Source organism: Fibrella arboris (genome assembly GCF_041321095.1).
Classification (GTDB): Bacteria; Bacteroidota; Bacteroidia; order Cytophagales; family Spirosomataceae; genus Fibrella; species Fibrella arboris.
In genome coordinates this window covers 37,562-62,362 of the sequence record NZ_JBGGWE010000002.1, presented here as the reverse complement: position 1 = coordinate 62,362, position 24,801 = coordinate 37,562, and the positions used below count along the sequence as shown (strand labels likewise).

Genomic DNA, 24,801 nt, shown 5'->3' with positions numbered 1-24,801 from the left:
GTATGGATGAACGCTACTCTTTTTTGGCGGCCAGCAGCCAGTTGTAGGTATTTTGCGGGAGTGGCAACCCGTTGGCCTGAAGCTGCAGATACATCAGGTGTAGGTGGGTCGGCGAACGGGGCTTATAGGCGTTTAACCCTGTACGGCCCACTTCCGCAATTTTCTGGCCGGCACGTACCCAGTCACCCATCGCGACGATGACCACGTTGTTGTGCGCGTAATAAAACAGGCCGTTCCTTACGGGGTCGTACACCCAGATCCAGTTCCCGCCCCGATATTCCTGGGCAGGCGTCCAGCCGGTTTCCATCGCCACAACCAGCCCATCTGACATCGATAGGACATCGACAGGCTTTCCATTCCGATCGTCGACGGAATCCTGATTCTGATCCCGGATAAAAATGTCCTGGGCGGGGTGGCTCCCCCGCACATTATAATCGAACAGGTCGAACCCATTGCCTCGATAGCCCTCTCCGTGTGTACCGCCAATAGCGCTCGCTGAATAGCCCTTCAATGGAAACCACAGCACCTGACGGCCCCGGCCTGCTTCTGTCGTCGTGTCGGCAGGAAAATCTTCGTTTGCCCTAAAATGAGTGCGTAGACCCAGCATCGTCCGGCTGAAGGCGGCCCGGGCAGAGTCGGGCAGAATGCTCTCCTCACGGATTTTGATGTACAGTGTATTGAACTGCTGACAGTAGCTGTAGGTCGTTGGCTCCGGATTTTCGGTGAGCGGCACCTGCGAAGAAGCCATATTAAGCCCACCCAGGAGCAAGGCAACGACTACGCTAAAGAATCGCCTGAGTAGATAGGCAGAGGTCGAAATTGTCAGCAAAACGGATAACTTTTTGCCAAAAATAAGGAATAGTCGGCAGGCAGCTACGTTGTCAGTTACTTCCCGGCGGACAGAACACCCGATAGAACGTATAACTGACTGTCAGGAAAATCATTGTATAGTGGTCTTTTCGATCGGGATCACTTTGGTTGAGTTTAGGAGCGCCTGGCTTCGGCGTCCCCAAGCCGTCCAGATTATCTGTTGTGGTGAATCGGGTGGTGTATTCCAGGCCAATGCTCCAGGGCTGGGCTATCTCGTACTTCACGCCAACACCCAGCGGAAAGGCGATCTCGACGGGCTTATCCCCCGGCTGTCTGAGTCCGTGCGAAAAAACGGCCAGGCCGCCAAATACGTAAGGTGTCCAGTTTTTTACGTTTCGGAGCGGCGTATAATTCCGAAACTTATATTCACCCAGTAAGGCCACTTCACGAATTGTGTTTCTGAAAGCCGCCCCACGCGCCTGTTGAAATACATCTGTTGTGATGCTGTCAGTACCGATGATCCGGCCCAGCGACACCTGTGCCCGCGCCGCAAAGGAACGGCTGGGGTGATACCTAAAAAAGAGCCCTCCTCCTGGCCGAACAAACTTGGGATTGAGCACCGGAGCTACGTCGCCAGTGTACAGCAGGCCGCCAAAGGCGCCCCCCACCTCTATCTTCTGACTTACGCCCAGCAGTGGGCTGAGAAAAAGCCCAACTGCAGCGAGCCGGGCCAACCTGCCTTTGAGTTGTATAGTCACAGAGTTAGCGAATCGGCGGGCATTTGATCTTTGCCGGAATGATATAGTGTATCTGGAAGCTTGTCAGCAGATACGAATCTTTTAACGGAATGCGGGCACTCGTCCCGCCCCGTTCAGTCAACGCGTCGGGGCTGATTCCCGCTGACGCTATTTGATTTAGACCCGCCTGCCGACTATCGCCTGTGCGGGCGGCATACAGTTCTTTAATCACCGTGTTCCCACTGGCATCGGTAGCAAAGGCACGGTTCGAAAACGCCCTGGCCAGCGGCGTCGCCAGATCAGCCGGGTTCGGATAGCCCCCCCCTACATCATCCAGGTAATCGGAGAACGTTGGCGTCATGCGCACTTCTGCGGCGAGATTCCAGTTTTCGTTGAGTTTATACCGTACGCCAATGCCCACTGGAATTGAAATAGTGACCAGCGAATAGGGCTTGGCGTATCCGGGTTGCCCCTGACCCTCTGTGCCTAACGGTTGCAGCGCAACCCAACGCTGAGTGCTGTCGGGTTGCCCCGGTGCCACTCGACCGGTGAGGGCTTTAGGATTGTGTGCCACCAGCGCGATCCCCAGCAAGGCATAGGGCGTTAGCTTGGGGCGATCACGAGGGGTACGTCCGCCGGGAATAAAATCGTAGATCCCGGTCAGGGCAAATTCTTTCAGGTCATTCCTGAAATGAAGATTACGGGCAAACTGAGCGGCATATTCTACCGGATTTCCTTTTGCATACGTGTAATCGTCACCCGTGATACGGGCCCAGGTAAACGAAGCGCGAACACCAAGTCGGGGGGTGAAATGACGCGTGTACATAACACCGGCATTCCATCTGGGCAGGGTGAACAGTGACTTTAAGGGTTGTCCATAGCCAGCGAGTTCACCAAAATAGGTCGACGTACCTGCCCCAAAACCGACTTCAGAATAGGGCAAAAAATGGGGATTCGATCGACGCTGCGCGTACCCCTCGTGTCTGCTTCCGCCTACCAGCAGTGCCGACAGAATCCCCAGCGTAAAAATGGGTCTATATGTCATGGAATTGATTACGAAATAAAATCGGTTTGCCTGTCACAAGACCACCGACCTCCAGCTGAGTGTAGGACTCCAGTATCAGTGGTCTGCTTTGAAAACGGCCTGCCGATTAAAATATTGGCCTGTACAAAACTTTTCTACGGATGCTCAATTCCGTACATCGAAGCCCCAGTTCAGTTTACTACGGAGCGTATTTAAAAAATTATCGTCACTGAGCTTTACCAGCCTTGCCGAAAAACGCTCGCGTTGAACATGAAGTTTAGTGGTCGCATCCACTGTCTTTGAGCGGGAATCCAGCGCTACCAGAAAGTTGCCACTCCGGCTTTCCACCTCGAAAGATAGTTTGCAGGAATCCATGATGACCATCGGGCGAACGTTGAGGTTGTGCGGACTGATGGGCGTGATAATGAAATTATTTGTCTGGGGCAGCAAGACTGGCCCCCCACAACTGAGCGAGTAACCGGTTGATCCACTCGGTGTTGAGATGATGATGCCATCTGCCCAGTACGAATTCAGAAATTCACCGTCCAGGTACGTATGGACCGTAATCATCGATGAACTCTGGGTTCGGGTGATGGTGAAGTCGTTCAGGCCAAACGGAATGCCATCGAAAATATCGGTATCAGCCTGTACACTGACTAACGAACGCTCGTCGATCGTATATTTTTTATGGATCAGGGCGTGCAGCATGAACTGGATCCCCCCCGGCGACACCGTGGCCAGAAAGCCAAGCCGCCCAATATTGATACCAACGATTGGAATTTGCCGGGGAGCAACGTGCGACACAACGTCGAGCAATGTACCATCGCCGCCAAGGCTAAACGCAAAATCAGCGTCGAATAGCTCTGATGGCGTGTGATACGTCTGCTGACTATGATGCGAAATTCCAGCCGATTCTAAAAACTGACGATACGTTTCAGATAGTTGAATTTCAGCACCGCGTGCCGCCAGCGTATCGAACATCGACTGCACGAAGGGTCGGGCTGCCTCCTGGAAAGTGCGTCCGTGAATGGCGATTTTCATGAAAAAATAAGTCGTACGCCGTTTATAGAAGCCTGCAATCCCTTACCTGATCATCGGGCAACGCAACAAGCAACGTACATCAGAATTATGTATTCAAAAAGCGCATAAGCGCATTAAGCCGTTCCTGATCCAAACTGTCAATCGGTGTACTGGCAAAGGCAGCATCGATGGTGTACCCAAAGCGTTCGAGCGTAGACACTACCGACGTGATTTCTCTTCGGTTCAATTTGAGCGTCAAGCGGGCGCGTTCTGTCAGGCCGTACCCTGGGCTGCTATAATAACTGCTGATGATCTTGACATTGTTTGTTTCGATCAGGCGGCTGATCTCGGCCATCGAATAGTCGTGCTCATCCAGGGCCAGCACCAGAATCGCGCCGGATTCCTGGATACCGAGCTCCCGTGAGAACTGCCGCAATAAGTCGGTTGTACCTACCGATCCGATGCATTCATTCTCTTCATTGACGATAGCCAATACATCGAGGCGATGTTCGGTCGTCAAGGCGATCAATTCCAGCAAATGCTGATTCTCTGTGGCAAACACCTTTTCGGCCAGGCGCATCACTTCGCTGATCGGGCGTTCATCATCCGGAATGTTTAGCAACAGATCTTCGCTTACGATGCCCAGATACTGGCTATTATCAACCACTGTCAGCTGTGTCAGATGCTGCTCCTGCATCCAGTCCAGGGCTTCAGCAACTGAGTCGCCCGGCTTAAGCGCGGGAATCATAGGGTCGATAAGTTCAACAGCAAGCATACTAACGAAGAGATGAGTGTCGACTGAAAACTAAGAAGAAATTCCGATAGTTCTGAAATTCAAGGTTGCGTTGGTCCAAATTGTGACACAATTCGCTTAACGTACCCACTCGGGCCTTGATTAATAACTCATAACCGACGCGACCGGATGTTTCTCGAGCCACTGGGTCAGTAAGCTATTGAACCTGGCAGGTTGCTCCATCATGGGGGCGTGGCAACACTTGTCGATAAAGTGTAATTCGGTGTCATCAATTAGCCGATCGAATTCATGCGCTACATGCGGCGGCGTAATCGTATCGTTCAACCCCCAGACAAGCAATGTCGGCACTTTGATCCGATACAACTCTTTGGCGATGTTTGTCCGTTGTGCCGATTTCGCGATCTGCACAATGTTGAGGCATTTAGGGATGCTGCTGGTCACCTCGAATACTTCATCGATCAGTTCTTTTGTGGCCACAGCCGGGTCGTAGAACGTATAGGCAACGCGCTCGGCTACAAAGTCATAGCTTCCCCGTTTCGGAAATGAGCCGCCCATGCCGTTTTCAAACAAGCCCGAGCTTCCGGTCAGGACAAGTCGTTTTACGTCGTCAGGGTGTTTAAAGGTATACAGCAGGCCAACGTGTCCACCCAGCGAATTACCGAGCAGGGTCAACTCGGTCAGCTGCCGAAAAGCCACAAATCGCTCAACAAAGGCCACCAGCCCGTCCAGACTGGCCTCCCGCATGGGCATATCGTAGATGGGCAGTACCGGAATGACCACCCGGTACTTCGGCGAGAAGGTGCGGATCACATCATCCCAGTTACTGAGTGCGCCAAACAAGCCATGCAACAGCAACAAGCAGTCGCCAGCCCCTTCGTCTATGTAACGAAATTCACCTTCCTGGTGTACGGAATAATTCATAGCGTGGAATCGTGTTTTGTTGTTTTCAGGAAGTTACGGAGCATCAACAGCCCTGATTGAGTCAGCACAGCTTCGGGATGAAATTGTACGCCGAAGATTGGCCAGTGTTGATGTCGTATTGCCATTATCTCATTAGTTCCATCTGTCCGGCACCTCGCCGTTATTGTCAATTCAGGCGGTACATCCGTCAAGGTCAGCGAATGATAACGGGTAACCTGCAGCTGTGTAGTCAGACCCCGGAAAAGTACATCTGTGGTATCCACGTCGATGGTTGATACTTTTCCATGCATTGGCCTGGCACTTTTCATTAATTGGGCGCCAAAATACTGACCAATGGCCTGCTGACCCAAACATACGCCCAGCATTGGGCAGCGCGTATGATAGTGATCTATGACCGCCATCAAATTACCGGCACAGGCGGGCACACCCGGACCAGGCGATAACACGACGGCATCATACGCATCGGCCGTTATTTTTTCCAGTGATGCGTTATTACGGTACACAACGCAGTCTGCTCCAGCCTGTTTCAGGTAATCGACCAGTGTGTATGTAAACGAATCAAAATTATCAATCAGCAGCAGGCGCATTTAATTTATCAGGAAGCGATGACAAAATAGGCATTTCTAAAAATAATTGTCAAATGGTAAAAATTAATACACTAACAATCAGTGTGTTATTTTTTTATTAACTCCATATAATGCAATTTTTCATCAAAAAGTCATACGCAGAATCAGTGACAGTGGCCAGAAGTACTGTAGCGGGTGAATCTGCTGACGCACGCTTGCTGGCCCCTTCATTCTGAACTTTCGATAGGTATGTATCTCTAAGAACGCTTTTCTTTGCTGAAAGCTTCTTATTCTCTACGTACACTTTATGCCGATTGTTATTATTGGTGCCGGTATGGCCGGCCTCACCTGCGCCAATTATTTACACCAGAAGGGGCGTGATGTGCTCGTACTCGATGCCGATAACGTACCTGGCGGTCGCGTTCGTACTGATTTGGTCAACGGATTCCGGTTAGATCGCGGGTTTCAGATTTTGCTCACTGCCTACCCCGAGGCCCAGCGTCTGCTGAATTACACGGCCCTGGATTTACAGTTGTTTCGCTCGGGTGCGCTGATTCATCACGAAACGCCATCGGAGACCCAGTGGATGAAACTGCTCAACCCGTTCAGTGAGCCGCTCGGTACGTTCCAGACCTTATTTTCGCCGATCGGAACAATGGCAGACAAGTTCCGAATCGTTGACCTGATCAGGCACGTCCAGGCGTTATCATCTACCGATCTTTTCAATCAGTCGGCAACCACAACAGCAACGTACCTGCGTGACCATGGCTTCTCGGAGCAGATCATCGAGCGCTTTTTCCGGCCGTTCTTTGGGGGCGTGTTTCTGGAAGATGACCTGACCACGTCGAGCAATTTTTTCGAATTCTGTTTTAAACATTTTTTTCTGGGCGAGGCGGCCATCCCGGCAGCCGGTATTGGTGCGATTCCCAAGCAGTTGGCTACTAACCTGCCTCAGCGGGCCATTCGCCTCAATACACCTGTTGATCGCATTACCGGCAATACCGTTCAACTGGCATCGGGCGAAGCCATAAGGGCCGACGCCATAGTGCTGGCCGTGGATGCCCGTTCTGCCGCCCGGCTCCTTAATAAACCAGCGCCCAGCCTTCCCCCGTTTAATCATACCACCTGCACGTATTTTACCGCCCCCGCTGGTGATCGGCCTGCTGCTCTAACGGCCGATAAGCTGTTAATCCTGAACACGAAACGAACTTCCCCCGTGCACAACATGACGGTCGTCAGTGACATTGCCCCCGCCTGCGCGCCAACCGATCAGCTGTTGATTTCCGTTAGTACACAGGGACTTGCGCAGGTTGATGCCGACACGCTGACGGCACGCATCCGTACTGAATTGACAAATTGGTACGGCGAGTCGGTGCGGGGCTGGCAACACCTCCGAACCGATCATATTCCTGAAGCACTACCCTCCTACGGACCTGCCTCGCCGCATCAACCGCTCCGGCTGGGCAGTGGCCTCTACCAATGTGGCGACCAAACGGCCTACCCTTCCCTGAATGCTGCCATGCAGACCGGCCGACTGGTTGCTGATATGCTTTAACAAAGTCGCCAGGTACGTTCGGTCCGGGATGTATCTGTACCCTTTTTTTCATCACTCACTCTACATCCCCTTCCATGTCCCGTTTTCTAACTGCGGTTCTTCTTAATTGCTTCCTGCTGGTTCAAGTCAATTCATTTGGCCAGGCCTCTGAGAATGAATACAACCTGGTTCCCTTTCCCGCTCGCTTCACCGGTCTGAGTGGCCGCTTTACACTCGCCAGTACCACCCGCATTCTGGTAACAGGAAAAGATGCGGCGCAAACAGCCGCTGCCCAGTTGCTGGCCAGTCAGCTACAGGCAACGAGTGGACTGGCCATTGTTGTGACACCCTCTACGCCAGTGCTGGCCAAAGGAAAACACATCATCTTCGACAAGCATACGGCCGGTCGTTGTGGTCCTGAAGGATACACGCTTCGCGTAACGCCAGAGGGTGTTCGCTTGGGGGCAGAAACCCCGAAGGGCTACTTCTACGGTGTGCAGACGCTGCTGCAGTTACTGCCTGCTGATGTGTATGGCGCCACCAAAAATGCAGCGGCCAACTGGTCGATGCCCGCCTGCGACCTGCTCGACCGGCCCCGCTACGCCCATCGTGGCCTCATGCTCGATGTATGCCGTCATTTCATGCCAGCCCCATTTATCAAAAAATTCATTGACCTGCTGGCCATCCATAAAATGAACACTTTTCACTGGCACCTGACCGATGATCAGGGCTGGCGAATTGAGATCAAAAAGTACCCAAAACTCACACAGGTAGGCTCTACCCGGAAGCAAACGCTGGTGGGCCACTATGCCGAAAACTATCCGCAACAATTTGACGGAAAGCCGCATGGTGGCTTTTACACGCAAGAGCAGATCAAAGATATTGTGCGCTATGCGGCCGCCCGCCACGTTACCATCGTACCCGAAATTGAATTGCCGGGACACGGGCTGGCCGCTTTGGCCGCCTATCCAGAGCTTGGCTGCGAACCTGCCAAAGGCTATGAAGTTGGCTCGCGATGGGGGGTGATCCGCGATGTATATTGCCCAACCGAGAAGACCTTTACCTTTTTTCAGGATGTACTGACCGAAGTAATGGCCCTTTTCCCCGGAAAGTACATTCACATTGGCGGCGATGAGTGTCCGAAAGATGCCTGGAAGAAGAGTGCCTTTTGCCAGGATCTGATCAAAAAACTGGCACTCAAAAACGAGGACGAACTCCAGAGCTATATCATCCGCCGAGTCGAGAAGTTTGTGGTGAGCAAAGGCCGGGCCATCATTGGCTGGGACGAAATTCTCGAAGGTGGTCTGGCGCCCAACGCCACCGTTATGAGCTGGCGAGGCATTCAGGGGGGAATCGAAGCGGCCAAACTAAAACATACTGTCATCATGACGCCCGGCGCATTCTGTTACCTGGACAAGTACCAGGCTGACCCCACCACCGAACCGCTGTCTATCGGGGGTTATTTGCCCCTCGAAAAAGTATATACCTACGAGCCCACCCCGGCTGAGCTAACCGCCGCCGAGCAAAAATTTATTCAGGGATTACAGGGCAATATCTGGACTGAATACATTCATACGCCCGAAGAGGTAGAGTACATGGCTTTTCCACGCGCCATTGCGCTGGCCGAAATTGGCTGGATGCCAGCCGGGCCCCGCAATTTTGAAGACTTTGCCGCCCGGCTGAAAAACCATCTGAAACGCCTGGATCGCCTGCACGTCAACTACGCCAAACGGCTGCTCGATGTACGGTCCGAAACGCAGTTCACCGGAGAAGGGCAGTTGCAGGTACGTCTCAGTAAGCTCGATTCAGACGGTAAGATTTTCTTTACCACCAATGGCCGCGACGCCACGGCGGCGGCTACTGAATACATTGCTCCGATCACCCTGACAAAAACGACAACGATTAAGGCCGTGACCGTACCGGCCAATGATAAGCCATACGCCGAAACGTTTTACATCCACCGGGCAAAGGGCAAGCCATACACCTACGATTCGCCAAAGCAGGCCGGTTCTGCTGAGTCGGCCGATGAAGGCCACAAACGATTAACCGACGGGCAGGTGGCTGCCAGTCCCCGCGACGACCGCCCCTGGGTGCAGGTGTACGGCGGAAATGACATTGCGTTGACAATAGATTTGGGCGAGGTAAAACCCGTGACGAAAGTGACGGCGTCGTTCCTGAAGAAAGTAATGTTCGGGATATTGCCACCTAAATCGGTCGACGTGGCCTTATCGAAGGACGGTGAATCGTTTAAAGATGCCATAGCCCAGCCCATCAACGAGCCGCTCGAAGGCCCATGGCGGGTTGTTCCGGTTGTAGCTGATTTCAAAACAGCCCGCGCCAGGTACGTTCGGGTCGTGATTAAACACTATGGTACTGTTCCCGGCAACGAATTACCAGCGAACATCGCCAACGAGCGTACGGGTCAGCAAGCCTCGCTGGCTGTAGACGAGATCATTGTCGACTAGCCGGTTATAGTAGCCTGAACGGCCGGAATCAGCTTAAAACAGCCAGGATTTGGCAGTGGCTCAGCGAATGAAACCAGGCAAAAAAACGTTTTACTGACATGGAACAAACAGCAAATACACTCGACAAATTAACACAGCCCATTCAGCCCGACGAGATTGAGTGGCGGGTACAGATGCAGACCAAAACCGGTAAACTGATCGTGGTCCCGTACATCACCAATCGCTGCGTGATGGACCGCTTCGACAAACAGTTTGGCTGGTATGGCTGGCAGAACGAAATCACCGAAATTCAAGGCGGGTTCCTCTGCAAAATAACCGTCACCGTGCCGGCTACACATACCACACCCGCTCAGGTGCTCTCTAAAACAGATGGCGCCAGCCGGACGGATATTGAGCCGGTCAAAGGCGGCATCTCCGACGCTATGAAGCGCTGTGCCGTTCAGTTTGGCCTGGGTCGTGATCTGTACACCTACCCGCGTGTGATGGTTGATACGCCAGATAAGTTCATACCCGACTGGGCGCACCCACAACTGGAGATGCTCGTAAAAAAGATAAACGATGGTAGCTATAAAGGCGGTGATGTGGTAACACTGCGCGCCTCCTACCAAAAAGCGTAGCCTTGCCGCTTGGTACCCTTTATCGACAAAGCCGACTGAACCACATAAGTTGGTTCAGTCGGCTTTTCCTTAGCAACCTGGTGAATAGCTCCCTGTGATTGTCTGTCAACCAGTCATATTTTGTTGAATCTTTTTACAAAAATGTTAAACAAAACGCAACATAGCCGGGTTGATACAGGCAGTGATAAGGGGTGGTATCTGGGTGCAGAGCCAGTCGGTCGCACCAGCAGCGCTGCGTTTTTTCGGATAGCGAAAGCGCTGTCGGTAAGCCTACTGGTCATAGCCTTTCTCGGCTCTTCCTGTAAGCACGTAGATCCGCCCATTACAACGACGCACACGATCACCGATATTATTTTAGTCAACAACAGCTTTACGTTCCTGCGGGCAGCCCTACAGCGAACCGGGATGACAGATATGCTTCGGACTGGCACCTACACAGCCTTCATGCCTACTGACGACGCGTTCAGGGGCGCTGGCTATGCGGATGTGGCGGCTATCAATCAGGCACCGGTAGCCAACCTGACCGCGTTGTTGCAGTATCATCTGGTCAATAAACGGGTGGCTGCTGCAGATATTCTGGCCGGGGCGAGCACCGCCGTGCAAACCCTACTGGCGACAAATGGGCTGCTCTTTGTCAGTAAAACGAACAACTATCTGTCAGCGAACGGCAAACCGATTACGATAGCCGATGTTGCCGCTGATAATGGTGTTGCGCATGTGGTTGGCAGCCTGTTGAGGCCACCCACTACCGATGCGATCAGCACGGTCGTAGGCGATCCACAGAATTTTAGTCTGCTGGCGGCGGCGGTGCAGCGGGCAGGGACGGGCCTTGTCAGTGCACTCCAGTCAACGAGTGCGGCTACCCTTTTTGCGCCGACCAACGATGCCTTCCTGGCTTCGGGCTATACGGCCTCCTCCATTGCGGCGGCTACTCCGGTATCGCTGCAACGCCTATTGTCGTATCATATCTTGCCGGGTCGCTTTTTTATAGGGCAGTTTACCAATGCCCAAACGCCTAAAACCCTTTTGGGGGCCAGTGTGCGGGTAAATGTGCTTGGAAGCGCCGTATCGATCACATCGCTGGGCGATACAACCGTAGCCGTCCAGGTCAGTCGGCCCGATATTCTGACCACCAATGCAGTCGTTCATGCCATTGACCGTGTGCTGATACCGCCGCCCTGACAGGCTTTCAGCTATTGGTAGGTTGGACAGTCCCGGTCCGGTCTTGCGTTGTTGCCTTTCGTAGCATGCTGGCCGGACCGGGGCTTTTTCATAGCCTGCGGGCGGGAAAACAGGAATCAAAATACAACCCCACCTGTTGTAAAGTAGACGTCATTTGTAGTCATTTGTGCGGTCTCTCAGGGACTCCCAGCCACCGCGGTGATTACGGGTCATTCTGTGTATACGGCACTGAATGGTACCGTTGACGATTAATGAACGCGGCGACCGAGCGTCCCCGACAGCCCGTACAACTGACTTTTCATAATGGCTAAACCACAGAAGAAACTCTTCCTTTTAGACGCCCTGGCGTTGATTTACCGGGCCCATTTTGCCTTCAATAAAAACCCGCGTATTTCCAGCAAAGGCGTCAATACCAGTGCCATTTTTGGGTTCATGAATTCGATGATGGAAGTACTTCAGAAAGAGAAGCCTACCCACATCGGTGTTGCCTTCGATCATTCAAAAAAGACCTTCCGGCACGAGCAGTTTCCGATGTACAAAGCCACCCGGCAATCGCAGCCGGAAGATATCTCGGTGGCCATCCCTTACATCAAGCAGATTGTGGAGGCTATGAACATCCCGATGCTGATTATGCCGGGCTATGAAGCCGACGACATCATTGGCACACTGGCTCACCGCGCCTGTGCAACCGGCGAGTTTGAGACCTACATGATGACACCCGACAAAGACTACGGACAGCTGGTCAACGACTGTGTATTTATCTATAAGCCAGCGTTTATGGGCAAAGCAGCCGAGAAGTTGGGGGTAGCCGAGATCCGCGAACGCTGGGGCATCGAAAAGATCAGTCAGGTGGTGGATATGCTTGGGCTTGTGGGTGACGCGGTCGATAATATTCCGGGCATTCCGGGTATCGGCGAAAAAACCGCCCAGAAACTCATTGCCGAATTTGGCAGCGTTGAAAACTTGATTGCCAACGCCGACCAGCTAAAAGGTAAACTGAAAGAGAACGTAGTTCAATACGGGCAACAGGGGTTGCTCTCGAAAGAACTGGCCACTATCCATATGGAAGTGCCGATCGAGTTTGACGAAGCCGCCCTGTTGCATTCCGAATACGATACCGCGCGACTGGGGGCGTTGCTCGATGAGTTGGAGTTCAGGCAGATGAAAACGCGCCTGCTCGGCGATACACCGACTCCGCTGAAGAGCGATTTTGTGAAACCGGCGGGCGGTCAGATAGGGCTTTTCGATCCGTCGCCCGCTTTCATGCCGGTGCCGTCAGGTATGTTGGGCAACGGTCTGACGCCAAGCGGAGCCGATGACCTTCCGTTTGATTTTGGTGATAGTCCTGCTGTTGACTCGCCCAAAAAATCCCGTGCCGCCAAGCAAACCGCCGTCCGGGTGCCAGCCGCTTCAGGTGAGGCAGCCACGCCAGCCACTGTCACCGATTCAGCACCGGGTGCTGAAGTGCCCGCCGCAACGGATTCTGCCAGCTGGGGTGACGATGCGCACGAATACGAGATTGACGATGCATTCGCTACGGAACGCCGGAAAACAATTCATTCGGTTCTGCACGACTACCGGCTTGTCGATACGGCGGCGCTCCGCGACAGTCTGGTCACGTACCTGTGCCAGCAGACCAGCGTCTGTTTCGACTCTGAAACTACAGCGATCGATCCGGTCGAGGCTGATCTGGTCGGCTTGTCGTTTGCCTATACAAAAGGCGAAGCGTTCTACGTGCCGGTGCCGGCCGAGCGCGACGAAGCCCAGGCTATTGTCGATCAGTTCAAGCCGTTTTTTGAGAGTGAATCGATTGAGAAGGTAGGCCAGAATTTGAAGTATGACCTGCTGATGCTGAAGAAATACGGCGTGCAGGTACGTGGTCCGCTGTTCGATACCATGCTGGCCCACTACCTGATCGAGCCGGAACAGCGGCATAATATGGACGTGATGGCTGAGGTATACCTTAATTACCAACCCGTTGCCATTGAATCGCTGATCGGCAAGAAGGGGAAAGGCCAGCTCACCATGCGCGAGGTAGACATACAGCGCGTGGTCGAATACGCTGCTGAAGACGCTGATATCACGCTGCAGCTGCGCGACACCTTTGCCCCGATGCTCAATAAAGACAATTTGCACAAGCTGTTCGATCAGGTAGAAATGCCCCTCGTTCAGGTATTGGCCGACATTGAACTCGAGGGCGTTTCACTGGACACGAGCGCACTGGCGGAACTCTCGGCTACACTGGAAACCGACATGAAGCAGGTGCAGAGCGAGATCTACGAGATTGCAGGCGGCGCCTTCAATATTGGTTCGCCCAAGCAACTGGGCGAGATTTTGTTCGATAAGCTCAACCTCGACAAAAACGCCAAAAAGACCAAAACGGGTCAATATGCGACTGGAGAAGAGGTACTCTCGAAACTGGAAGCCGAGAACCCGATCATTGGCAAAATCCTGGATTATCGCGAACTGATCAAGCTAAAGAATACCTACGTAGATGCGCTGCCACTGTTGATCTCGCCGCGAACAGGTCGCGTTCATACGTCATTCAACCAGGCGGTGGCCTCAACCGGGCGACTTTCGTCGACAAACCCCAACCTGCAGAATATTCCCATACGTACTCCGCGAGGCCAGGAGATCAGGAAGGCGTTTGTGCCACGTTCCGATGACTTTCTGATCATGTCGGCCGACTATTCGCAGATTGAACTTCGTATCATGGCCGCCTTCAGCGGCGACCAGACCATGCTGGATGCCTTCAATAACCATATTGACATTCACACCCAGACAGCCAGCAAGGTATTCCACGTACCTATTGCCGACGTAACGGGCGAGATGCGCCGGAAGGCCAAAACCATCAACTTCGGGATCATCTACGGCATTTCATCATTTGGTCTGGCACAGCGGTTAAAAATTCCCCGGAAAGAGGCCAGCCAGATCATCGACGAGTACTTCCAGGAGTTTTCGGCCGTGAAAGCGTATATGGATCAGAGCATCGAGAAAGCGCGTGGCTTTGGCTACGCCGAAACGATTCTTGGCCGTCGACGTTACCTGCGCGACATCAATTCCCGGAACGTGACCGACCGGATGTTTGCCGAGCGAAATGCCGTGAACGCCCCCATTCAGGGCAGTGCCGCTGATATGCTGAAGATTGCCATGATCCGTATTCACGAGTTCATGAGCCGCGAACAGTTAAAGTCAAAGATGATTTTGACGGTACATGACGAATTGGTCTTCGACGCCCACAAATCGGAACTCGACTACCTGAAAGAAAATGTAGATCACATCATGAAAACAGCTATTCCTATGGCTGTGGCGATGGAAACAGGTGTCGGTTTCGGCGAAAACTGGTTAGTCGCGCATTAAGCTTTAGCGGCTCGGAATTGTATAGATTCTGTCTACTAACTCGTTCATTGTCACCAGAGCGATCCATTTTTCAAGGAAATGATCGCCCTTTTCTATGACTTTTCCGGGAATTGGCGCCAGTATGCAGGGATAGCCGTATTTTTAGGCCTCGAAACTGCTGTACTGTACTAATCCGATCGTTTTAAGGAGTCTTTATGCCTGCCGAAGCTGAGAAACTACGTATATATGACCGGGCCGATAATAAGGGCTGGAAAAAGTGGGGGCCTTACCTATCCGACCGTGCCTGGGGCACCGTTCGCGAAGACTACAGCCCTTACGGTGACGCCTGGAATTACGTTAGCCACGAAATGGCCCGCTCCAAGGCCTATCGCTGGGGCGAAGAAGGTATCGGCGGTATCTCAGACAACAAAGGACACATCTGCTTCGCGCTGGCTTTCTGGAACCACAACGACAACATCCTGAAAGAACGTTTTTTTGGCCTTACCGGGCCAGAAGGGAATCATGGGGAAGATGTAAAGGAACTGTACTATTATCTGGACAGTACACCGACGCATTCCTACATGAAAATGCTGTATAAGTACCCACAGCAGGAATTTCCGTACAATAAGCTCGTGATCGAGACCATGCGGCGGTCCAGGCAGGAGCCAGAATATGAACTGCTCGACACGGGCATCTTCGATACCAGCGAGTATTTCGACATTGAGATTGAATATGCCAAAGCCGACCAGAATGACTGGCTGGTGAAAGTAACGGCGCATAACCGGGGGCCTGCCGATGCTCCCCTGACGCTCTTGCCGACAATCTGGTTCCGCAACACCTGGTCGTGGGGGTATGAGCAGTACAGCACCCGCCCCATGCTGACGGGTATCTCCACCAGCCAGATCGAGGTCAATCATAAGCTGCTGGGCAAGTTCAAACTCTACTGCGAGGAGGCCGATGAACTCCTTTTCTGTGAGAACGAAACAAATACCGAACGGCTCTACGGACGTCCCAATACAACACCTTATCCGAAAGATAGTATCAATAATTACATCGTAACGGGTAAGCCAGACTACGTGAATCCGAATCGGATTGGCACCAAAGCGGCGGCACGTTACACGCGGAACGTACCTGCAGGCGGTAGTGTCACCATTAAGTTACGGTTTAGCGACCAGACGCACCAGGCCCAGCCCTTCGGCGATTTCGATCAGCTGTTCGATCTGCGTCATGGTGAAGCCAATGGATTTTACGATCAGCTACAGGCCAGTGCACTGACAGGCCCGAACGCCAATACGGAGCTGGTGACTATTCAGCGTCAGGCGTACGCAGGTATGCTGTGGAGCAAGCAGTTTTATTATTACAACGTGAACGAGTGGCTCAAGGGTGACCCCAAGATGCCGATTCCGTTCCAGGGGCGCGTGTATGCCCGCAATGAATCGTGGCGGCATATGTACACGGCCAACATCCTGAGTATGCCCGATAAATGGGAATACCCCTGGTTTGCCGCCTGGGACCTGGCCTTTCACACGCTTACGCTGGCCCGGCTCGATCCGCACTTTGCCAAGCGACAACTGGCAGTTATTCTGCGTGAATATTACATGCACCCAAACGGGCAGATTCCGGCCTACGAATGGAATTTCTCGGATGTGAACCCACCCGTTCATGCCTGGGCCACCTGGAAGGTCTACGAGATCGACAAGCAGTTGAACGGCGTTGGTGACGTAAATTTTCTGGAACGAATCTTCCACAAACTGCTGCTCAACTTTACCTGGTGGGTCAACCGCAAAGATGTAGAGGGCAACAATATTTTTGGGGGTGGTTTTCTGGGGCTAGACAACATCGGTGTGTTTGACCGCAGTCAGCCCCTGCCGATGGGCGGCCGGATCGAACAGGCCGACGGGACAGGCTGGATGGCCATGTATACGCTTAATATGCTGCGGATTGCGTGTGAGATCTCGTTGGTGCGCCCCTCCTACCAGGATATGGCCAGCAAGTTTTTCGAGCACTTCCTGCACATTGCTTCGGCGATGAATAACCTTGGCAAACAGCATATCAGCCTTTGGGATGAACAGGACCAATTCTATTACGATATCCTGCATACACCCGATAAACAGGCCCGGCTGCTGAAAATCAGGTCAATGGTAGGGCTCATTCCCCTTTTTGCCGTTGAGATCATCGACGATGAACTGCTCTCGAAACTACCCGATTTCCGTCGTCGCCTGGAATGGGTACTCACCAACCGGCCCGATCTGGCCTCGCTGGTATCGCGCTGGCATGAACCTGGCAAAGGGTCTACGCACCTGCTCAGCCTACTGCGCGGTCACCGCATGAAAATGCTGATGCGCCGTATGTTCGACGAGGCCGAATTCCTGTCTGACTACGGCATTCGGGCCCTCTCCAAATTTCATGAAAAGCAACCGTACGAGCTGCACATGAACGGTGAGTTATTGCGGGTAAAGTATGTACCCGCCGAGTCAGAAACGAGCATTTTTGGTGGAAATTCAAACTGGCGTGGCCCCATCTGGTTCCCGTTGAACTTCCTGCTGGTCGATTCGCTCCTGAAATTTTACCAGTATTACGGGGATGATTACGAAGTGGAGTACCCTACGCATTCCGGGCAGGTGATGAGCATCAAAGAGGCGGCGTTATTGGTTGCCGAGCGCCTCATCAACCTTTTCCGGGCCGATGCGTCGGGCAACGTACCTGCGATGGGTGACCTGAACCGATTTAGCGCCGACCCGAATTTTAAGGGCCTTCTACTCTTTTACGAATATTTCAACGGCGATACGGGCAGTGGCCTGGGGGCCAGCCACCAAACCGGCTGGACTGGTCTGGTGGCCGATCTGATCGAGTATGTGTCGCAATCGGTGAAGAAGGAGGCCGTACCAGTCACCAAATAAGACACGCGCCGACCCGAGCCACGTCATATCATTTCAATGGCGCGACCGCTTGCACGGGTGTTTATGGGGTTATTCGCAAGTTGTCTTCGTCAGCGGAAATTGCTCACTGAACGTGATCCGTGAGCGCGGACTGAATACCACTTTGCCCGCTTTGTCTGCAACTGGCCCGAAGCCTTCGATCATTGTATCACCGTTTAGCAGAAAGGCAACCTCCCGAACAGATTCGACGCCTTCGGACTGAAAACGGTAGTCAGCCAGCAGCGTATCGCCCCGCATTTGCCCTGAGATCGTCCCGGTATTTCGATCCTTTTCGGCGAGTTGATACTGTAGATTTCCGGTCACGACGGCGCCTGACGAACGTAGTGTCAGCCGAATCGTATCAGTCTGCGACACATAGGCATAACAGGTTTTCCCGGCAGCCGCTTCGGCCACTTTTTTCTCCTGCCCTTCCTGTTTTTGTTGTTGACATCCCAGCAGGAACGCGGTCGGCCCTATCAGAAAGGCAAAGCTTGCCCATGTTCGCTTCATATCACCGTTTTTTAATAAGCTTGCTCCTAGCCAACAGCCAGTCCAATGGCTTGGAAATACCCGCTACTGGTCACTGATCGGCTTATTTACCCGACAGGCTTAACCCGGAAAATGACGCAATGGTTTGTGGCGGTGTATACCCGTAGCAAACAGATTGCCCCCGTTGATCCTCGGCGAGAATCCGCTTAAAAAGTTATTGCCCTGAGCCGTCGACTGAGTGTTGCCGGGTTGTAACTTGCCTTTACAACAGTTTCGTCACTTGGGCCAGCGATACTGCCTTCCGTCGGTCAATGTATGCCAAGGGTGGCTAATTTTGGCATTAATCTACTGGCAATCAAGCCGTTTAGTTTACGGAAAAACACCAAAAAACGCCTCTTTTTGCTCTTTGACATCCTGTAATTCTATAAAAGGAGGTGTTCGCTATCAGCCCCAATCGGCTGATTACCTGCCCCTTACACGCCCTGACGAGTTAACGTACCTATCCAGTTAGAAGAAGGATTGAAACATATCCCCTACTTTCAGTAATCGAACTTCACGACCGGGGTTAACGTACCTATCCAGTTAGAAGAAGGATTGAAACGAGTTGGTTTTATCATGACGTTTTGACGTTTTGGGGTTAACGTACCTATCCAGTTAGAAGAAGGATTGAAACATGACTACCGTTGGTTCGATTGCGGTCAGCAGCCACCGTTAACGTACCTATCCAGTTAGAAGAAGGATTGAAACTTGCCAAAATCAAAGGTCAGTCAGTCCCACTACCTGAGTTAACGTACCTATCCAGTTAGAAGAAGGATTGAAACCCCCGGTTGTCGAGTTGCCAGAAGCGGGCCAGATGCGTTAACGTACCTATCCAGTTAGAAGAAGGATTGAAACATAGCCACTGCTGTTTCGTCCGCAAAAAGCCCGGCTGTTAACGTACCTATCCAGTTAGAAGAAGGATTGAAACGCGGCCGTTTCGGCTAAGTGGCTGTTGTCTGTTTTGTTAACGTACCTATCCAGTTAGAAGAAGGATTGAAACGCATTGTCGATTTTCACCGGATCGGGAATATCAATGCGTTAACGTACCTATCCAGTTAGAAGAAGGATTGAAACCAGGATCAGGCCGGGCGAAATCTCACAATCCCGAATGGTTAACGTACCTATCCAGTTAGAAGAAGGATTGAAACTGGCTATTGATCAACAAGGCTAAGTCTGATTGTAAGTGTTAACGTACCTATCCAGTTAGAAGAAGGATTGAAACTCGAACACGTAGAGTGGTGCCGCGCCGATCAAAGCAGTTAACGTACCTATCCAGTTAGAAGAAGGATTGAAACGTCCATTATTGAGTGCGGCATCATTAGCCAGTTTCGGTTAACGTACCTATCCAGTTAGAAGAAGGATTGAAACATTGCCCCATCTGCACCTGCCATCAGGAAGTCAAAGTTAACGTACCTATCCAGTTAGAAGAAGGATTGAAACTCGCTACGGGCGTCGGCAGGTAGTAGCCTAGTAGCAGGGTTAACGTACCTATCCAGTTAGAAGAAGGATTGAAACATTCGGGCGTGGTGTAGTCGTATTTCTGAGCCGGTATGTTAACGTACCTATCCAGTTAGAAGAAGGATTGAAACCAATTCCTTTGCGTTTCTGACACGCCGGCAAAGGGCGTTAACGTACCTATCCAGTTAGAAGAAGGATTGAAACCCGACGAGGGCCACAGCATCTTTGGGCGCACCATCAGTTAACGTACCTATCCAGTTAGAAGAAGGATTGAAACGTCAACTGCATGTTCACCATCGTTGAGGGATTGACCAGGTTAACGTACCTATCCAGTTAGAAGAAGGATTGAAACGCCGTAAAGTTGGGCCGGTTGTGCAGCAGGGCCCGGTCGTTAACGTACCTATCCAGTTAGAAGAAGGATTGAAACTGCCTCCCTCAACGCCCAGCACCACAACCGGCTGGGTTAACGTACCTATCCAGTTAGAAGAAGGATTGAAACCATCATTGCAGCGTCCAGTTCAACCGGCGTCGACTGTTAACGTACCTATCCAGTTAGAAGAAGGATTGAAACTTGAGTAACGCCTGCGCCCCGTTGAGTGTAACAAGGTTAACGTACCTATCCAGTTAGAAGAAGGATTGAAACATAACGTTCGACCTGGTGAGCCGTATTTCAGTGAAGGTTAACGTACCTATCCAGTTAGAAGAAGGATTGAAACCCCGATTTGCCTTAACGAGCGCGCGCGACTCGCTGGGTTAACGTACCTATCCAGTTAGAAGAAGGATTGAAACTGTCAACGAAACGGGGAAGTAACCCGCACCACACACGTTAACGTACCTATCCAGTTAGAAGAAGGATTGAAACACCGTAGCCAGTCCCTCTTTCGCGGCAGTAGTTCTGGTTAACGTACCTATCCAGTTAGAAGAAGGATTGAAACTCAATAGATAAGAATTCTATAATTTTCTTATCAAGTTAACGTACCTATCCAGTTAGAAGAAGGATTGAAACAATAACCTAATTCAGTTTACCTCCCTGACCAGCACCGTTAACGTACCTATCCAGTTAGAAGAAGGATTGAAACGTGATTTTGCCAATGGCTGACAGGCTGAGGGCTTACAGGTTAACGTACCTATCCAGTTAGAAGAAGGATTGAAACCCGGAATGAGTTAATCTTTTCAGAAAGGCGGCATTGTTAACGTACCTATCCAGTTAGAAGAAGGATTGAAACTGTCGTATTTGATCGCGTTGATCACGTCGATATTATGTTAACGTACCTATCCAGTTAGAAGAAGGATTGAAACACGGAAAGGCTTATGCCGTTGCGCTGCATAACAAAGTTAACGTACCTATCCAGTTAGAAGAAGGATTGAAACAACATCTGTTCTCATTAACAGATTTCGTCTCATTTGACGGGTTAACGTACCTATCCAGTTAGAAGAAGGATTGAAACATAACGTTCGACCTGGTGAGCCGTATTTCAGTGAAGGTTAACGTACCTATCCAGTTAGAAGAAGGATTGAAACGTTGACGATGAGCAGTACTGCGGAGCCGAGGGAGCCAAGGTTAACGTACCTATCCAGTTAGAAGAAGGATTGAAACGCGAATCGTTCAAACTGGCTCATCATGGTCTTCGCCAGAGTTAACGTACCTATCCAGTTAGAAGAAGGATTGAAACCGCTGGTCAAACAATAACAAAGAGCCCCGCCAGATCGTCTGTGCGGGGCTGTTAACGTACCTATCCAGTTAGAAGAAGGATTGAAACACAGCCTGATCGACGCTGATGTCCGAGGAGTACGAATTGTTAACGTACCTATCCAGTTAGAAGAAGGATTGAAACTGCACCTGGTCACCAGTGGCAACCGCCGCACGCCCAGTTAACGTACCTATCCAGTTAGAAGAAGGATTGAAACAAGTAGCTGACGCACACCTTGCCGGTTGTACCCACAGTTAACGTACCTATCCAGTTAGAAGAAGGATTGAAACCCCATCAGATTCTTGTTAAGCGTTTCGTCGATCTTGGTTAACGTACCTATCCAGTTAGAAGAAGGATTGAAACCATTTCATGTCGTCACAGCCCCTTCAATCGGCAGACGTTAACGTACCTATCCAGTTAGAAGAAGGATTGAAACGCTTCTGCTTCTTTCTTAATCGCTTCCAACAGCACCGTTAACGTACCTATCCAGTTAGAAGAAGGATTGAAACTTAACAAAATCCTCAACCATGCCGGTTAATGTGTCCGTTAACGTACCTATCCAGTTAGAAGAAGGATTGAAACCTTTAACGTTGGCGATTTTGCGCTGCTGAAGGGCTAGGTTAACGTACCTATCCAGTTAGAAGAAGGATTGAAACTTATTCGTATTACCCAGGCGATCTGTATAATCACTATGTTAACGTACCTATCCAGTTAGAAGAAGGATTGAAACACGCACGGCTGCTGCCTGCAAAACGTACTCGCCCGATGTTAACGTACCTATCCAGTTAGAAGAAGGATTGAAACAAGAAGCCGATCAATTTGGCGTTCAGGGACTGGGCCGTTAACGTACCTATCCAGTTAGAAGAAGGATTGAAACTGAATCCGGTTGCCTACCATGATGAACCTGGCCCCTGTTAACGTACCTATCCAGTTAGAAGAAGGATTGAAACCCCCTCCGTTTGCGTCCAAGCGTTTCATAACCCCGTTGCACCGTTAACGTACCTATCCAGTTAGAAGAAGGATTGAAACCTCAGTAGAGTGCAATCGCTCAATAATAAGTACCGCCGTTAACGTACCTATCCAGTTAGAAGAAGGATTGAAACTTGTCAGGTGTGTTGTGCGCCAAGTGATTGGCGCAGTTAACGTACCTATCCAGTTAGAAGAAGGATTGAAACAAGCCGACGCAGTACTTCTTCAGGCCGTCGTCGTTGTTAACGTACCTATCCAGTTAGAAGAAGCATTGAAACACGAATCGATTCGGCAGCATTAGTCGAGCAGGTCTTGTTAACGTACCTATCCAGTTAGAAGAAGGATTGAAACGAATCGGCCTGTATGTGGTCTGATCTGGCATTTCGGGGTTAACGTACCTATCCAGTTAGAAGAAGGATTGAAACGGGGCCACCCCTGTGTCGGCGTTGTGAGTCCTGTAGTAGCAGTAATCATTGCCCCGTTGGCGGGCCAGGCAGGTCTCCCGCGTACTGGCAACGTTCCCGGTAACGATTGCGCAGAAATAGTCGGCCGGTACGTTGTTAAGTTTAGGTACCTCTACGACTTTGGTACCTACACATGAACAGAACAACTTCTCTGATCGCACTGGCCTTCGTGGCCTTGCTCAGCTTACGTGTTGAGGCCCAGGCTCCCCCGACTTATAGCTGGTCTCACTTGCCCACCATTGCCCAGCCCGCTTTCCGAAAAGACACCATCAGTATCCTGGCATTTGGGGCTAGGCCAGATGGGCAGCTGCTGAATACACAGGCCATCAATAAAGCCATGCTGACGTGCAGCCAGAAAGGGGGCGGTGTGGTGGTGGTGCCACCTGGATTATGGCTGACAGGCCCCATTGAGCTGAAGAGCCGGGTCAATCTGCACCTGCAAAAAGCCGCCACCCTGTTGTTCACCACCGATAAAAGTCAATATGCGTTGGTGGAAGGGGTGTACGAAGGCAAACGAGCCGCTCGAAATCAGTCGCCTATCTCTGGGAGTAACCTGGAAAATATTGCCATCACCGGGCAGGGCATCCTCGATGGGAATGGTGACGTGTGGCGGGCAGTAAACAAAAACCAGCTCACCGAAAGCCAGTGGCAGGAAAAACTAGCGTCGGGGGGCGTAGTAAAAGACGACGGCAAAACCTGGTATCCCAGCCAGCAATTTAAAAAAGCCAGCACCGAAAACCGGAGTATGCTCCTGACAGAGGGTAAGAAACCCCAGGATTTCGTCGACATGAAAGATTTTCTGCGGCCCAACCTGCTGGTACTCACCAATTGCAAAAACGTATTGCTTGAGGGCGTGACCTGTCAGAACTCGCCGGCCTGGTGCATACATCCGTTGATGTGCCAGGATCTCACGCTTCGGAACCTGACCGTCAAAAACCCGGACTATGCGCACAATGGAGATGGTATGGATATTGAATCCTGCAAGAATTTCCTGATTGAAGGCTGTACGCTCGACGTGGGCGATGATGCCATCTGTATCAAGTCGGGCAAAGACGAAGAAGGGCGTAAGCGAGGAATGCCAACCGAAAACGGCATCATTCGCAATAACACAGTCTACAATGGCCACGGTGGTTTTGTGGTGGGAAGCGAAATGAGTGGCGGAGCCCGCTACATCTTCGTTGCCAATTGTACGTTTATGGGCACCGACAAAGGACTCCGGTTCAAGTCAGTTCGTGGCCGGGGTGGTGTTGTCGAGCACATCTACGCCAAAGATATAGTCATGAAAGACATTGCTCAGGAAGCCATCTTCTTCGATATGTACTATTTCGTGAAATTTGCCACCGACGGTCAGCGGGATGAACGTCCCGTACTCAACGAAGGCACGCCTGTTTTTCGGTCCATGAAATTTGAGAACATTGTTTGTCATGGGGCAAAAAAAGGCGTTTTCATTCGGGGACTACCCGAAATGCCCGTCAGCGACATCAGCCTGTCGAGGCTCGTTTTACAGGCCGATAAGGGCGTTGAACTGATTGATGCCAGCGGGATCAGTCTGGATAATGTGCAATTAATAACTACCGAGACGCAACCAGTGGTACTGGCCCAGAACAGCCATCAACTCACTTTCAACGCCATTCAGTATCCCCCGGCCGCCACACTGCTCTTTTCGATAAAAGGAGAACGTAGCCAGGCCATCCGAGTGACGAACACCGATCTCACCCAATCTCAGCGCAGCGCAGAATTCAGTGAAGGGGCCGTGGCGAGTCAGTTGCTTCTCTCCGCCAAACAATAATCGAAAGCTCCCTGC

Annotated in this window: 16 protein-coding genes and 1 CRISPR repeat array; of the genes, 8 read left to right on the top strand and 8 right to left on the bottom strand. The window is 51.6% G+C overall.

The window, feature by feature from the left end:
• Positions 1-13: 13 nt before the first annotated feature.
• The 7 genes from ACAW75_RS02790 to ACAW75_RS02760 form a co-directional block, all read right to left on the bottom strand.
• Positions 14-829, bottom strand: coding sequence for a M23 family metallopeptidase (locus ACAW75_RS02790; protein WP_370727148.1), 816 nt, complete (start codon positions 827-829; stop codon positions 14-16).
• A 52-nt stretch (positions 830-881) separates the two neighbouring features.
• On the bottom strand, positions 882-1,568 hold the full coding sequence (porG, locus tag ACAW75_RS02785) for a type IX secretion system protein PorG (protein WP_370727147.1): 687 nt from the start codon (positions 1,566-1,568) through the stop codon (positions 882-884).
• 4 nt (positions 1,569-1,572) lie between these two features.
• Entirely contained in the window at positions 1,573-2,592 is a 1,020-nt protein-coding gene (locus ACAW75_RS02780; protein WP_370727146.1) for a DUF6089 family protein, read from the bottom strand.
• Positions 2,593-2,736: 144 nt separating this feature from the next.
• Positions 2,737-3,612 carry an NAD kinase gene (locus ACAW75_RS02775; protein WP_370727145.1) on the bottom strand — a complete coding sequence of 292 codons (876 nt, stop codon included), beginning with the start codon at positions 3,610-3,612 and terminating at the stop codon, positions 2,737-2,739.
• 85 nt (positions 3,613-3,697) lie between these two features.
• Positions 3,698-4,339, bottom strand: coding sequence for a CBS domain-containing protein (locus ACAW75_RS02770; protein ID WP_370727144.1), 642 nt, complete (start codon positions 4,337-4,339; stop codon positions 3,698-3,700).
• 147 nt (positions 4,340-4,486) lie between these two features.
• Positions 4,487-5,266, bottom strand: a complete 780-nt coding sequence (locus ACAW75_RS02765) for an alpha/beta fold hydrolase (protein WP_370727143.1) — start codon at positions 5,264-5,266, stop codon at positions 4,487-4,489.
• Positions 5,263-5,853, bottom strand: a complete 591-nt coding sequence (locus tag ACAW75_RS02760) for an anthranilate synthase component II (protein ID WP_370727142.1) — start codon at positions 5,851-5,853, stop codon at positions 5,263-5,265. The genes ACAW75_RS02765 and ACAW75_RS02760 overlap by 4 nt, the downstream gene beginning before the upstream one ends.
• Before the next feature lie 286 nt (positions 5,854-6,139).
• On the opposite strand from ACAW75_RS02760, the gene ACAW75_RS02755 reads away from it, so the two are divergent.
• The 6 genes from ACAW75_RS02755 to ACAW75_RS02730 all read left to right on the top strand — a co-directional run bounded on the left by ACAW75_RS02755 (position 6,140) and on the right by ACAW75_RS02730 (position 17,869).
• On the top strand, positions 6,140-7,387 hold the full coding sequence (locus ACAW75_RS02755) for a protoporphyrinogen/coproporphyrinogen oxidase (RefSeq protein ID WP_370727141.1): 1,248 nt from the start codon (positions 6,140-6,142) through the stop codon (positions 7,385-7,387).
• A gap of 74 nt (positions 7,388-7,461) precedes the next feature.
• Positions 7,462-9,831 (top strand): glycoside hydrolase family 20 protein, encoded by a 2,370-nt coding sequence (locus ACAW75_RS02750; protein ID WP_370727140.1) that lies wholly within the window; start codon positions 7,462-7,464, stop codon positions 9,829-9,831.
• A 98-nt stretch (positions 9,832-9,929) separates the two neighbouring features.
• Complete coding sequence (locus ACAW75_RS02745) at positions 9,930-10,448, top strand: Rad52/Rad22 family DNA repair protein (RefSeq protein ID WP_370727139.1); 519 nt, start codon at positions 9,930-9,932, stop codon at positions 10,446-10,448.
• A gap of 141 nt (positions 10,449-10,589) precedes the next feature.
• The gene (locus ACAW75_RS02740) at positions 10,590-11,630 is read left to right on the top strand and encodes a fasciclin domain-containing protein (RefSeq protein WP_370727138.1); all 1,041 of its coding nucleotides are present in this window, start codon (positions 10,590-10,592) and stop codon (positions 11,628-11,630) included.
• A 303-nt stretch (positions 11,631-11,933) separates the two neighbouring features.
• Positions 11,934-14,990 (top strand): DNA polymerase I, encoded by a 3,057-nt coding sequence (gene polA / locus ACAW75_RS02735; protein WP_370727137.1) that lies wholly within the window; start codon positions 11,934-11,936, stop codon positions 14,988-14,990.
• 194 nt (positions 14,991-15,184) lie between these two features.
• Entirely contained in the window at positions 15,185-17,869 is a 2,685-nt protein-coding gene (locus tag ACAW75_RS02730) for an MGH1-like glycoside hydrolase domain-containing protein (protein WP_370727136.1), read from the top strand.
• A gap of 69 nt (positions 17,870-17,938) precedes the next feature.
• Here the strand turns inward: ACAW75_RS02730 and ACAW75_RS02725 are convergent, their stop codons facing one another.
• A complete protein-coding gene (locus ACAW75_RS02725) occupies positions 17,939-18,397 on the bottom strand; it encodes a hypothetical protein (RefSeq protein ID WP_370727135.1) in 459 nt (152 codons plus the stop codon).
• Between the two features lie 45 nt (positions 18,398-18,442).
• On the opposite strand from ACAW75_RS02725, the gene ACAW75_RS02720 reads away from it, so the two are divergent.
• Both ACAW75_RS02720 and ACAW75_RS02715 read left to right on the top strand, forming a co-directional pair.
• Positions 18,443-18,586 carry a hypothetical protein gene (locus ACAW75_RS02720; RefSeq protein ID WP_370727134.1) on the top strand — a complete coding sequence of 48 codons (144 nt, stop codon included), beginning with the start codon at positions 18,443-18,445 and terminating at the stop codon, positions 18,584-18,586.
• Between the two features lie 279 nt (positions 18,587-18,865).
• A CRISPR array of direct repeats spans positions 18,866-22,958; the repeat unit is 37 nt; unit sequence GTTAACGTACCTATCCAGTTAGAAGAAGGATTGAAAC.
• Between the two features lie 172 nt (positions 22,959-23,130).
• The gene (locus ACAW75_RS02715) at positions 23,131-24,786 is read left to right on the top strand and encodes a glycoside hydrolase family 28 protein (protein ID WP_370727133.1); all 1,656 of its coding nucleotides are present in this window, start codon (positions 23,131-23,133) and stop codon (positions 24,784-24,786) included.
• Positions 24,787-24,801 lie beyond the last annotated feature (15 nt).

What these genes read in the sequence shown, in the direction of transcription:
- ACAW75_RS02725 (WP_370727135.1), bottom strand. Translation starts at nt 18,397, where the DNA reads ATGAAGCGAACATGGGCAAGCTTTGCCTTTCTGATAGGGCCGACCGCG.
- ACAW75_RS02755 (WP_370727141.1), top strand. Translation starts at nt 6,140, where the DNA reads ATGCCGATTGTTATTATTGGTGCCGGTATGGCCGGCCTCACCTGCGCC.
- ACAW75_RS02780 (WP_370727146.1), bottom strand. Translation starts at nt 2,592, where the DNA reads ATGACATATAGACCCATTTTTACGCTGGGGATTCTGTCGGCACTGCTG.
- ACAW75_RS02770 (WP_370727144.1), bottom strand. Translation starts at nt 4,339, where the DNA reads ATGATTCCCGCGCTTAAGCCGGGCGACTCAGTTGCTGAAGCCCTGGAC.
- ACAW75_RS02750 (WP_370727140.1), top strand. Translation starts at nt 7,462, where the DNA reads ATGTCCCGTTTTCTAACTGCGGTTCTTCTTAATTGCTTCCTGCTGGTT.
- ACAW75_RS02730 (WP_370727136.1), top strand. Translation starts at nt 15,185, where the DNA reads ATGCCTGCCGAAGCTGAGAAACTACGTATATATGACCGGGCCGATAAT.
- ACAW75_RS02740 (WP_370727138.1), top strand. Translation starts at nt 10,590, where the DNA reads ATGTTAAACAAAACGCAACATAGCCGGGTTGATACAGGCAGTGATAAG.
- ACAW75_RS02765 (WP_370727143.1), bottom strand. Translation starts at nt 5,266, where the DNA reads ATGAATTATTCCGTACACCAGGAAGGTGAATTTCGTTACATAGACGAA.
- polA (WP_370727137.1), top strand. Translation starts at nt 11,934, where the DNA reads ATGGCTAAACCACAGAAGAAACTCTTCCTTTTAGACGCCCTGGCGTTG.
- ACAW75_RS02760 (WP_370727142.1), bottom strand. Translation starts at nt 5,853, where the DNA reads ATGCGCCTGCTGCTGATTGATAATTTTGATTCGTTTACATACACACTG.
- ACAW75_RS02715 (WP_370727133.1), top strand. Translation starts at nt 23,131, where the DNA reads ATGAACAGAACAACTTCTCTGATCGCACTGGCCTTCGTGGCCTTGCTC.
- ACAW75_RS02775 (WP_370727145.1), bottom strand. Translation starts at nt 3,612, where the DNA reads ATGAAAATCGCCATTCACGGACGCACTTTCCAGGAGGCAGCCCGACCC.
- ACAW75_RS02720 (WP_370727134.1), top strand. Translation starts at nt 18,443, where the DNA reads ATGGCTTGGAAATACCCGCTACTGGTCACTGATCGGCTTATTTACCCG.
- ACAW75_RS02745 (WP_370727139.1), top strand. Translation starts at nt 9,930, where the DNA reads ATGGAACAAACAGCAAATACACTCGACAAATTAACACAGCCCATTCAG.